At 67.0% G+C, this 10,386-nt stretch carries 10 protein-coding genes; 4 read left to right on the top strand and 6 right to left on the bottom strand.

All coding sequences use genetic code 11. The annotated features are described in order from the left end of the window. The first annotated feature begins 382 nt into the window (after nucleotides 1-382). Entirely contained in the window at nucleotides 383-982 is a 600-nt protein-coding gene (locus KA383_11695; GenBank protein ID MBP7746782.1) for a DUF3795 domain-containing protein, read from the top strand. On the opposite strand, the gene KA383_11690 is transcribed toward KA383_11695, so the two are convergent. The 6 genes from KA383_11690 to KA383_11665 all read right to left on the bottom strand — a co-directional run bounded on the left by KA383_11690 (nucleotide 979) and on the right by KA383_11665 (nucleotide 5,503). Continuing rightward, the gene (locus KA383_11690) at nucleotides 979-1,284 is read right to left on the bottom strand and encodes an MTH1187 family thiamine-binding protein (protein MBP7746781.1); all 306 of its coding nucleotides are present in this window, start codon (nucleotides 1,282-1,284) and stop codon (nucleotides 979-981) included. The genes KA383_11695 and KA383_11690 overlap by 4 nt on opposite strands. A gap of 20 nt (nucleotides 1,285-1,304) precedes the next feature. Further along, nucleotides 1,305-1,865 carry a DoxX family protein gene (locus tag KA383_11685; GenBank protein MBP7746780.1) on the bottom strand — a complete coding sequence of 187 codons (561 nt, stop codon included), beginning with the start codon at nucleotides 1,863-1,865 and terminating at the stop codon, nucleotides 1,305-1,307. Nucleotides 1,866-1,870: 5 nt separating this feature from the next. After that, complete coding sequence (locus tag KA383_11680) at nucleotides 1,871-2,788, bottom strand: hypothetical protein (GenBank protein ID MBP7746779.1); 918 nt, start codon at nucleotides 2,786-2,788, stop codon at nucleotides 1,871-1,873. 67 nt (nucleotides 2,789-2,855) lie between these two features. Further along, nucleotides 2,856-4,166: a radical SAM protein gene (locus KA383_11675; protein MBP7746778.1), complete on the bottom strand. Its 1,311-nt coding sequence runs from the start codon at nucleotides 4,164-4,166 to the stop codon at nucleotides 2,856-2,858. A 202-nt stretch (nucleotides 4,167-4,368) separates the two neighbouring features. Next, complete coding sequence (locus KA383_11670) at nucleotides 4,369-4,569, bottom strand: hypothetical protein (protein ID MBP7746777.1); 201 nt, start codon at nucleotides 4,567-4,569, stop codon at nucleotides 4,369-4,371. Between the two features lie 13 nt (nucleotides 4,570-4,582). Then, a complete protein-coding gene (locus tag KA383_11665) occupies nucleotides 4,583-5,503 on the bottom strand; it encodes a hypothetical protein (protein ID MBP7746776.1) in 921 nt (306 codons plus the stop codon). Between the two features lies 1 nt (nucleotide 5,504). On the opposite strand from KA383_11665, the gene KA383_11660 reads away from it, so the two are divergent. The 3 genes from KA383_11660 to KA383_11650 all read left to right on the top strand — a co-directional run bounded on the left by KA383_11660 (nucleotide 5,505) and on the right by KA383_11650 (nucleotide 9,708). Next, nucleotides 5,505-7,538: a propionyl-CoA synthetase gene (locus KA383_11660; GenBank protein MBP7746775.1), complete on the top strand. Its 2,034-nt coding sequence runs from the start codon at nucleotides 5,505-5,507 to the stop codon at nucleotides 7,536-7,538. Nucleotides 7,539-7,659: 121 nt separating this feature from the next. Next, nucleotides 7,660-8,082 carry a hypothetical protein gene (locus tag KA383_11655; protein MBP7746774.1) on the top strand — a complete coding sequence of 141 codons (423 nt, stop codon included), beginning with the start codon at nucleotides 7,660-7,662 and terminating at the stop codon, nucleotides 8,080-8,082. 273 nt (nucleotides 8,083-8,355) lie between these two features. Beyond that, entirely contained in the window at nucleotides 8,356-9,708 is a 1,353-nt protein-coding gene (locus KA383_11650; GenBank protein MBP7746773.1) for a C10 family peptidase, read from the top strand. Nucleotides 9,709-10,386: the final 678 nt, after the last annotated feature.

The raw sequence follows: 10,386 nt of genomic DNA, 5'->3' as shown, positions 1-10,386 counted from the left end.
TTTGTAAACCGCAGGTTGTCGGTTCGAATCCGACCGGTGGCTTTTCCGTCTATGCGGGCGAAGTTCAACTTCGCCCTACTGTGGGGGTTACCCCACGCCGACTCCGACCACACTTGCCGTGATCGACCGGAGGTCGGGCCTCCGAAGGGTGGCTGGCGATCTTGGGCTGACCCTGCGCGCCACGGGGCGCGTCTTGGAACGCACGGGCTGCGCGGAAGTGCTCCGTCGCACCGGCCTTGTAGGAATTTGTCGAGGTCTTTTCGCCCGATCGTAGAATGGGGGCGTGGGACACGGCCGCCGACGCCGCCGGGACGGGCAAACGGCTGGAGGAGGAAACCGCGAGATGCCGACGAGTGCAGGGTGCGAGCAGAACGATTCTCGCATGGGACGACGTGAATTTCTGCACGCCGGTGCACTCGTCGGCGCCGCTGGTCTGCTGGCCGCCGGTGCGGCGGGGCAGTCGGCGCCGCCCGGCGCAGCGCCGCAGAAGCCGGGTGACGCCGGCCCGATCGGCTCATCCACGCCGGTGGTTGACGATCCGCTCATCGGCTACTGCGGCTACAACTGCGGGCAGTGCGCGGGGCGGTCGCCCGACAAGGCGCAGCGCCTGAAGATGATCGCGGGCTGGAACAAGATCTTCGGCCACAGCTACACGCCGGACAAGGTGCCGGGTTCCGCGCCGTGCGGCACGTGCAAGGGGCGTGGCGAGGTGGCCGATCAGGTGTGCAAGGCGCGGCCGTGTGCGCGGGAGAAGGGGGTGTCGTCCTGCGCCGCCTGCGATGCGTTCCCGTGCGAGAAGATGCGTGGGCTGGTCTGCGACCGGAACGAGGCCTTGTTGACGTTGTGCCGCCGCGGGTCGGTGACGCGCGAAGAATACGAGCTGTGTGCGCGACAGTTTGAAAGTCTGCCGAACCTCCTCGCCGCACTGGTGGAAAAGGGCAAATTGCCCGCCTGGGTGAAGGACTATTACCTGCGGGGTTAGCCCGCGCGCAGTTTCTCCTCGACGCTCCGCACCTTGTCCTCCATCGATTGGGCACGGTCGGTCCGTGTTCCAACGCGGAGCGTCGAGGAGATGCGCACGGCCCCCATCGCGTGTACCACCTCGTGGCAGCGTTTGACCGCGGCGAAGACCGCGTCCCATTCGCCTTCCACGTTCGTGCCGTAAGCGTGCAGGTGCGTTTTCAGGCCGGCATCACTGAGCACCCGCTCACACGCGGCCACGTACTTCGACACCGAGAGCCCCACTCCCAGCGGGATCACACACAGATCGACGATGACTTGCATGTTCCGTCCTCCGCGCGGGGTCAGGCGCGTTCCGGCACCGGCGGGGCGCGGCTCACGTCCACGGGGCGCGCCAACACACCGTCCACCGAGAACCGCGCCGAGCGCGAGAACAGCACCAGCGTCGCGCCCAGGATCAGCGCGATGTTCTCGGCCAGCTTCGAGCAGATGAACACCTCCCCCGTGCCACAGCCGCAATCGAATTTCACGTCGCAAAACGAACGGTAGGTCACATCCGGCTTCGGATGCTGATACATGTTCGTCGCGCGCACCGCCAGCAGCGGCGTGAAGAACAGCAACATGCCCACGACCAGCAGCGCGGCACCCCGGCGCGCCACGCCCAGCAGCAGCGCGAGCGCGCAGACGAGTTCGAGGCACGGCATCGCGACCGCGATCAGGTTCAGCAGGATCGGCGGCTGTGTTGGGACGACGTTGTACTCGCGCGTCAACTTAAGGAAGTTGATGGGATCCAGCAGCTTCATGATCGACAGGTACAGGAACATACCGCCTACGGCCAGCCGCGCCAGTAGTTGCGGCACGCCGGTCGCGTCGAGTCGTCGCATCAGGCCGGCCTGCTGAGCCATGCCGCTTACTCCTTGCCCTTCTCGACGGGGTGGCCGGCCTGCGTCCACGCTTCCCAGCCGCCCTTGAACAGCAGGATGTGGGCCCGCGGGATGTCCGCCTTCAGCAGCTCGCCGCACACGTACAGGCTGTCCTCGCAGTCGCCGCCGTTGCAGTACACGATGATCTTTTCCGCCGCGGACGCTTTCTGCATCACCTCGGGGAAGTAGTAGTCGATGCGGTAGTAGTCGCACTGGATCGCGCCGGGGATGTGCCCGGCCTGGTACGGGTCGTCGGCCCGCGCGTCCACGAAGACGTAGGTGCCGTCCGTGGCCCGCGGGTCCTCGAACAGTTCCAGGACCTGGCTCAGCTCGATCGCTTTGAACGGCTGCCCTGGCGTCGTGTCCGCCGCGCCGTCGGTCTCGCCCCGCTGATATGCCTGCCACCCATCCCAGCCGGCCTTGAAGACGTACAGCGCTTCCTTCTGCACGCCGCGCATGACCAGTTCCTGGCATAGCAGGTAGCTGTCCTCGCAATTGCCACCGTGGCAGTAGACGATGACGCGCTCGGCCCCGAGCGCCATGCTCAGGACCTCGTTGATGTGATCCTCGAGGTTGTAGGCGTCGCACTGGACGGCGTTCGGGATATGACCGCGCCCGTACAGGTCGTCGTTCCGCGCGTCGACGATCAGGTCGAGCCCCGCGCGCGACGCGTCCGCGACGATCGCCGCAACCTCCTCCACGGTAATCGTATTGTATGGTTCTGCACGCGCCGGCGGCGTCGGCGTATTGGGGTCCGCCGGGCTCGACGTCAGGATCTTGGGCGTATAGTCGCGCGAGAGGTTGATGCGGTTCTTCCCCCGCGCCGCATTCACCGCCAACCCCACGGCCAAGCCTACCACGAGCAGGATAGTCGCCTGCCGGATTGTGACGCCGATCGTGCGCATCCCATGATCCTATCGCCAGCTCGACGCTCCTGGAATGCTTCTTTCCGTCGCGCCGCTCGCCGGCCGATTATAGGCGGCGTCGCTGGAACACCTGCTCGATGGCCGCCCGAGAGGCGCTCGACCACCGCCGCCACCACGGTTCGGCCACCTCGGTTGGCAATTCCGCCCGCAAACGTCGGATAAATGCGGCCACGAGGTCCGGGCGGCACGCCGGCATGTCGATGCCGGTCCGGTCCTGGTGGTATTGGTCCTCGCCGCGGGGATGCAGCCAGCCCTGTTCCTGGCAGAGCCGCGCCGCCGGCGTGCCGGGCCAGGGATGGTACGGGCGGATATCGACCACGTCCGGCTTGATCTCGAGCAATAGCGCCCGCGTATCCGCCAGCGAGGCCTCGCTTTCATACGGCGCGCCCAGGTACACGATGGCGCGCGCGCGGATTCCCGCCGCCTTCACCCGCGTGAACGCGGCCCGGATCTCCTCCCCGCTCAGGTTCATCTCGAAAATCTCGTTCCGAATGAAGTCGCTCCCGCTGATGACCTCTACGTCCACCAGCTCGCAACCCGCCTCTGCGAGCGATCTGGCCACCTCTTCATACGCCGCGTTCGCGCGCAGGTGGCACCGGAAAGGTAGTCCGCATCTGGGCTGATAGACGCACAGAAAATCCGCCAGCCACGTGGCGTCCTGTGCGAAGGTGTGATCCAGGAATCGCACGCGCTTCACGCCGGCATACCGCTCGCGCAACAGCGCGATTTCCGCCAGGATATTCCCCGCCGACCGCCGCCGGACCCACGCCCCGCCGCCCTCGTAAAGCTCCGCCAGTCCGGGGTTGAGGCAGTATCCGCACCGTGCGGGGCATCCCCGCCCGATCGCGATCTCGATCTGTCCCGTCTGCGCCACCACGTCCGCATAGCCGAACAGCTCCCGATGCGGGAACGGCAGCGAGTTCAGGTCCTCCACCAGGGGTGGCATCGCCGGCCGCGCCAGCCCGCGCTCGTCGCGCAGCCAGACGCCGGAGACGACCTGGCCGGCGGCGGGGTCTTTCATCCGCTCGAAGTACGTGACCAGTGACGCGTCCGGCTCACCGATGGCGACCGCCTGCACACCGGGTAGGCTCAACGCGGCGGCCGGGTCGATCGTCGGGTACTGTCCGCCGGCGACGATGGGCAGAAATTCGTGTTGCTGAATGTGCTCGAAAGTCCGCCGGGCGGCGCCGACGCACACGGCGGAGATGTCGGCGTAGACGAGCTGCGGCAGGCTGCGGGCGAGCGCGGCCTTGACCTTCGCGACGTCGAAGCGGGCTAGCCCCGTGAGCGCGAGCGTGTGCTCGCGCCGTTCGAGCAGGCTCAGCAGTGTGCCAAGCTGCGGCTCGAACCGCGGCACAGGCCGTCCGCGCACGTCGGGAGAGAATTGGAAAACAAGCACGCGCATGCACGGGATGCTAGCGTGTCAGCGACCTGCCGTCGACGTGGCTGAGCAGGGAGGGCAAAGCTCCGGCCGAGCCGTTAGCCATCTGCGTCGGCGACTACACGTCGCGTGGGGCATGCGGCTGACCGCCGAAAGCCGAGTGCTGACCGCTCCCCCCTCATTCAAACAACACCGGCTCCCAGAACGCGCGCGTCAGGGACGGCGGGAACTCACCGCTGCCGGCGGGGATCATGGGGATGCGTACGGCCAACTCGGGATGCTGGAGCGCCTCGGTCAGGAACGCCGACGTCTCCGCGACCAGGCGGGCGCGCTGCTCCTCCGCGGTTTCGTGCCAGCGTTTGAACCGTCGGAGATGCACGGTGCGCCTCCGATCACCGCCCCGCGTCCCGCGCTGTGTCGGTGCTCGGTGCGTGCAGCATCCACAGCGCCCCGACCAGCCCCGCCCCGACCATTTCCAGCGGCAACGCCCGGCTCAGCCCCCACGCCGGCAGGTTGTTGAGCGCATAGCCCTGCAGGCCGAGCCCGGGTTGCACGCCCGCGACGATCAGCCCGACAACGCCGAGCACGAGCGGCGCCGGCCAGAACCACAGCGGATCACGCGTCTTCACCAACTGCTGGGCCACGAATACGCCCGCGAACAGCCCGACGCCGACCGCGAAATAAACCTGCCCGCGGTAGGTCGCGCCCAGCCCCGGCCCCGCCAGGATGTAGACCGCAATCGCCGCCACGACGACCGTCGTCAACAGCGCGCTGAGTCCCTGCCGACGTTCAGCGGCCGGCACCCGCAGCGCGAACGCCCGCGCCAAGGTGTCTCCCGGCGTTTCACTCGCCGGGACGCCGCCGGCCAGCCGCGTGCTGATTACCCACGCTCCGGTCAGCGCTACTGCCAGATACACGTAGTCCGCGATCAGCTTCCAGTATGGCACGCCCGTCGGCGGTCCCGGCAGGTTGTTGCAGAAGACGAGCCAGTCATCCATGGTGCCGCCCGCGCGCCCGCCCTCGCCGACCCAGAGCGCCAGCGCCACGCCCAGGACGATGAGCGGCAACCGCCGGTCCCGCGTGCCCGTGATCAGGACCGCCGCCGCCGCCCCGAGCCAAAGCACGAAGATCGTCAGCAGGCCCGCCAGCGGGGATGCGGCGAGCACGAAGGCCCGGTCGATGCCGCGCGGCAGGGCGAAGCCGACAACGAAGTGGAGCCCCGCCCACAGCAGCGCCACGGCGAGCACGAACCGCAGCCGGTTCAGCCAGGTGGTCAGGGTGGTGGTCGCCTGCGTCGCCATCGTAGTCGTCATGATGTTAGGCTACCCGCGCCCGGCCGGTCGGGTCAATCGAATCCGTCCGTGCCCGCGTCCGGGCTTGGCACGTCGCGGTGTTCGCCCGTATCATCGCGGCGGGCATATCGCCAGGAGGCACAGGATGAGCGGCACCAGCTACGCGGCGGCGTATCGGCGATCATTGGAGGACCCGGAGGCCTTCTGGGGCGAGGCCGCGGAGGGCATCCGCTGGACGCGGAAGTGGACCCGCGTACTCGACGACTCGCGCAAGCCGCTCTACCGCTGGTTCGTCGGCGGCGAGCTGAACACCTGCTACAACGCGCTCGACCGCCACGTGGACGAGGGCCGCGCCGACCAGCCGGCCGTCATCTACGACAGCCCGGTGACCAACACGGTCAAGACGTTCACGTATCGCGAGTTCCGCGACCTCACCGCGCGGTTTGCCGGCGCGCTCGTGAAGAGCGGCGTCACGAAGGGCGACCGCGTTATCATCTACATGCCGATGGTGCCCGAGGCGGTTGTTGCGATGCTGGCGTGTGCCCGGATCGGCGCGATCCACTCCGTCGTCTTCGGCGGCTTTGCCCCGAAGGAACTCGCCACCCGCATCAACGACGCGAAGCCGAAGCTCATCGTCTCGGCGTCGTGCGGGATCGAGGGCAAGCGCGTCATCCCCTACAAGCCGCTGCTCGACGAAGCGATCCAGATGGCGACGAACAAGCCGGAAAGGTGCATCATCCTGCAGCGACCGCAAGTCGAAGCCACGCTCATGCCCGGCCGCGACGTGGCCTGGCACGCGGTCATGGAAACGGCTCAGCCGGTGGACTGCGTCCCGGTCGCCGCGACCGACCCGCTCTACATCCTGTACACGTCCGGGACGACGGGCATTCCGAAGGGTGTCGTCCGCGACCACGGCGGACACGCGGTCGCGATGAAATGGACGATGAAGAACATCTACAATGTCGAGGCGGGCGAGGTGTACTGGGCGGCCTCCGACATCGGCTGGGTGGTCGGGCATTCGTACATCGTCTACGCACCGCTGCTCGCGGGCTGCACGACGATCGTCTACGAGGGCAAGCCCGTCGGCACGCCGGACGCCGGCGCGTTCTGGCGCGTCATTCAGCAGCACGGCGTGAAGGTGCTGTTCACCGCGCCGACCGCGTTCCGCGCCATCAAGCGCGAAGACCCGGACGGCGTCCTCATGAAAAAGTACGACCTGAGGGGTTTCCGCACGCTGTTCCTCGCGGGCGAGCGTTGTGACCCGGACACGCTGCACTGGGCCCAGCAGCGCCTGGGCGTGCCGGTCATCGACCACTGGTGGCAGACCGAGACGGCGTGGGGGATCGCCGCCAATTGCCTGGGCATCGAGGCGCTGCCGGTCAAGCCGGGCTCGCCGACCAAGGCGTCGCCGGGCTACAACGTGCAGGTCCTCGACGAGGCGGGCGACCCGGTGCCGCCGGGCCAGACGGGCAACATCTGCGTGAAGCTGCCGTTGCCGCCGGGCTGCCTTCCGACGCTGTGGAACAACGACGCCGGCTACATCGAGTCGTACCTGTCGCGCTATCCCGGCTACTACCTCACTGGCGACGCGGGTTACGCCGACGAGGACGGCTACCTGTACATCATGAGTCGCATCGATGACATCATTAACGTCGCCGGTCACCGGCTCTCAACCGGCGGCATGGAAGAAGTGCTCGCGGCGCATCCGGACGTCGCCGAGTGCTCCGTGATCGGCGTGGCGGATGCGCTGAAAGGCGAGGTGCCGGTCGGCCTGGTCGTGCTGAAGGCCGGCGTGCAGCGGCCCGAGGCGGACATCGTCAAGGAATGCGTGCAGATGGTCCGCGACAAGATCGGCGCGGTGGCGTCGTTCAAGCAGGCCGTCGTCGTGGCGCGCCTGCCGAAAACCCGCAGCGGCAAGATCCTCCGCGGCACGATGAAGAAGATCGCCGACGGCACGGAGTACAAGGTGCCGGCGACGATTGACGATCCGGCGATCCTCGGCGAGATCGGCGCCGCGCTGAACCGCATCGGCTACGCCGCGGGAAATAGAGCATAAGCTCAACTTGTCGCCCGCGGTTGTCTGTGTTATCAGCGACGCCGCGTTGTCGAGGTCACCAGACTGTGATCCGGTTCATACCTCTGTCTGGCCCTTCCGGTCTGATCCGGAGGTCTTCGGGATGCTGACGAAGCGCGCTTTCACGATGCGCATCGTGTTGCTGGAGTTGCTCGGGTTCGCACTGCTTGTTGCAGTCGTGTGGTGCGACGAGTTCTTCGATCTGCCGCACCGGTTCGCGGGCGTGCCGGCGACTCCCGTCAACTGGGTAGAAAGCCTGATCGAGACCGTCATTCTGGTACTATTCGCGGCGGCTACCTGCGCCTGGACTTGGCAAGCGGTGTCCCGCATCCGCTACCTCGAAGGCGTCCTGCGGATCTGCAGCTACTGCAAACGCGTGGACGCGGGCGGTCGTTGGGTGGCGTTTGAGACCTACATCACCGAGCACTCCGCGGCGCTTTTCTCGCACGGCCTCTGCCCGGACTGTGCCCGGCAGCACTATCCCGATCAATTCCAGACCTCCGGCACCAACGAAGCCCAGACGTAGCGTTTGAGGATGGGCAGGCTATCGGACACCCGGCCCGTCGCATGTCGCGAGTTGTCACTCTCCGTGCGCCCCGTTTCCGCCGTCGTGGCGATTTTGCTATGATGCATGCGGGTCGGCGTCGCGTAGCGTGTGCTGGGCCTGCGCCGGCGTAACAATGTGCCTGGGATGCGTCCACCCCGTCAGCCGGACGCCGCTTTCTCCGGAGGGAAGCCTGTGACCTTGCCGCCAGTGCCGCGAGCCCTTCGCCGCCTCTTCTCTGTGATTGTCATCCAGATGTCCGTGGTGGCAGTCGCCGTCGCGGACGACGCCCAGTCCGTCGCCGGCCCCGTCGGCGCCGACACGGCCGCGATCGTCGCCCGCCAGCACCTCGTCCGGCTCGGCCAGGCCGACGCCTGTACCGTCGGTGACGTCCGCGAACTACGCGACGCCGAAGCCGACCGCATCCTGTGCTACTGCTTCGACTTGTTGCCGCGCGGCTACATCATCGTCGCCGGCGACACCGCGCTGCCGCCGGTGATTGCGTATGCGTTCGAGAACGACGCCGGCTGCGACCTCGCGCCCGGCAATCCGCTCGCGGACGTGCTGCAATGGGACCTGCACCGGCGGCTCGCCCATGCCGTCGAGTTGCCCGCGGACGTCGCCGCGCGGCAGCGTGCGGCGTGGGCTGCGTATCTGAATCCCGGCGCGCCGCGCGGCGGCCGCTTCGAGCAGTGGCCCCCGGCCGGAACGACGCCCACCGGCGGGTGGCTGCTCACAAACTGGACGCAGTCTGCCCCGTATAACAACCTGTGCCCAATGGACCTCGTCGCCGGGGCCCGCAGCATCGCCGGCTGCCCGGCCGTCGCGATGGCGCAGATTCTCAACTATCACGCCCGGCTCAACGGCACGACCTTCGCGGATGCCGACGATTACTACCACAGCTACGGCGGCAACAACTTCTGGATCGACAACGCGTTCCTGGCGCGCAGCTTTCCGTCGTGGCCCATGCTGAACACGTACCTCAACACGCTGTTCGGCAACTACTTCTATGGCACGACGCCGACGAACACGAGCAAGGCGGCGCTGGTCTATGCGTGCGGGGCGGCGGCGCACCAGGTCTACAGTGCGTCGGGTTCCGGGACCTTCGAGGTCGCGCAAGCCTTCAGCGGGTTGCAGCGGTTCGGCTGCACAACGGCGGAGCTGCTGGTGGAGAGCGATCCCGACCTGGAGACGCGGATTGCGGCCAACATGCAGGCGGCCGCGCCGGCGCTGCTGGCGGTGGTCAACGAGGCCTGGACCGTTGGGCACAACCTCGTCATCGATGGGTACAACACCGACAACTACTACCACCTCAATTTTGGCTGGGGCGGCTCGTACAACGGCTGGTACCAACTGCTCGTCGGCTTGCCGTACCAACTGACGGTCATCGAGGGCGTGGTCGTGGACATTCTGACCGAGCCGTGCGAACTCATGGACTGCAATTGCAGCGGCAGCGTCAACTGGACGGACTTCACGTACTTCGCCCCGAACCTCGCCGGCCCAGGTGTGGTGTACACGGCCCCCGGCTGTGCAGCGTTCGACGCTAATGTGGACGGCGACGTTGACCTGGCGGACTTCGGTGCGTTTCAGGCGACGTTCGGGACGTAGTGCCCCGCTTCGCACCAATCGCCGGCATCAAACCCCTCCCCCGGTCAGGGGGAGGGCCGGGAGAGGGTAAAGCGCCCATCGCTTCGACCCTTTTCTTGTTCACCTCGTGTGAGGAAAGGGAGCATTGCCAGGCATGCGGTGGCTCGGACGAGGCAATCCGGGGTCGGCTGAAGCCGACCCATTCGCGCCGCGTTTCCGGGCCGCGCACTGCAGGCCGACGGGAATCGCGCTGCGCGGTCAGCGCTGGGCGTATCGGCGACAGGCCGCTGGATGAACCACTGCGATTCTCAATTGTGCCACCGCCGCCATCTACTTCCGCTATGGCACAGAAGCGTGCTGGGGTCGGCGGGCATCGTCGTCACGAACACGCCCGGCGACCTGCCAGGTCCACACGCTGTCAATCCTGGGTTGGTTGGAGTCCGTTGAGGCGTAAATCAGATACCTGGTCCAGTCGAACAACCCCCGTTGTTCAGGCTCCACGATCATCAGGTACATCCCCGGTGCGGACGGTGGGAGAGGCCGGAACGTCGGTCGCTCGAAAGGCGGCGGTGGCGGCAGGTTGGCCCTGCGATGGTCGTATGCTTGGTAGCATTCTTCCAGCTCCGACAATGTGACTGGCATGCTACCGTGCCGGTCGTAGTAATACGTCAGGGCGTTGGCGTAACCCCCATACGCATT

It is taken from the genome of Phycisphaerae bacterium, from assembly GCA_017999985.1.
Lineage (GTDB): Bacteria > Planctomycetota > Phycisphaerae > UBA1845 > Fen-1342 > JAGNKU01.
The sequence above is the reverse complement of the archived record's forward strand: the minus strand, read 5'-3'. Positions and strand labels throughout refer to the sequence as shown.

Bases quoted from the DNA above. Each gene is read 5' to 3' on its own strand.
- KA383_11685 (MBP7746780.1), bottom strand. From the start codon at position 1,865: ATGGCTCAGCAGGCCGGCCTGATGCGACGACTCGACGCGACCGGCGTG.
- KA383_11680 (MBP7746779.1), bottom strand. From the start codon at position 2,788: ATGCGCACGATCGGCGTCACAATCCGGCAGGCGACTATCCTGCTCGTG.
- KA383_11655 (MBP7746774.1), top strand. From the start codon at position 7,660: ATGCTGACGAAGCGCGCTTTCACGATGCGCATCGTGTTGCTGGAGTTG.
- KA383_11660 (MBP7746775.1), top strand. From the start codon at position 5,505: ATGTTAGGCTACCCGCGCCCGGCCGGTCGGGTCAATCGAATCCGTCCG.
- KA383_11695 (MBP7746782.1), top strand. From the start codon at position 383: ATGGGACGACGTGAATTTCTGCACGCCGGTGCACTCGTCGGCGCCGCT.
- KA383_11690 (MBP7746781.1), bottom strand. From the start codon at position 1,284: ATGCAAGTCATCGTCGATCTGTGTGTGATCCCGCTGGGAGTGGGGCTC.
- KA383_11665 (MBP7746776.1), bottom strand. From the start codon at position 5,503: ATGACGACTACGATGGCGACGCAGGCGACCACCACCCTGACCACCTGG.
- KA383_11650 (MBP7746773.1), top strand. From the start codon at position 8,356: ATGTCCGTGGTGGCAGTCGCCGTCGCGGACGACGCCCAGTCCGTCGCC.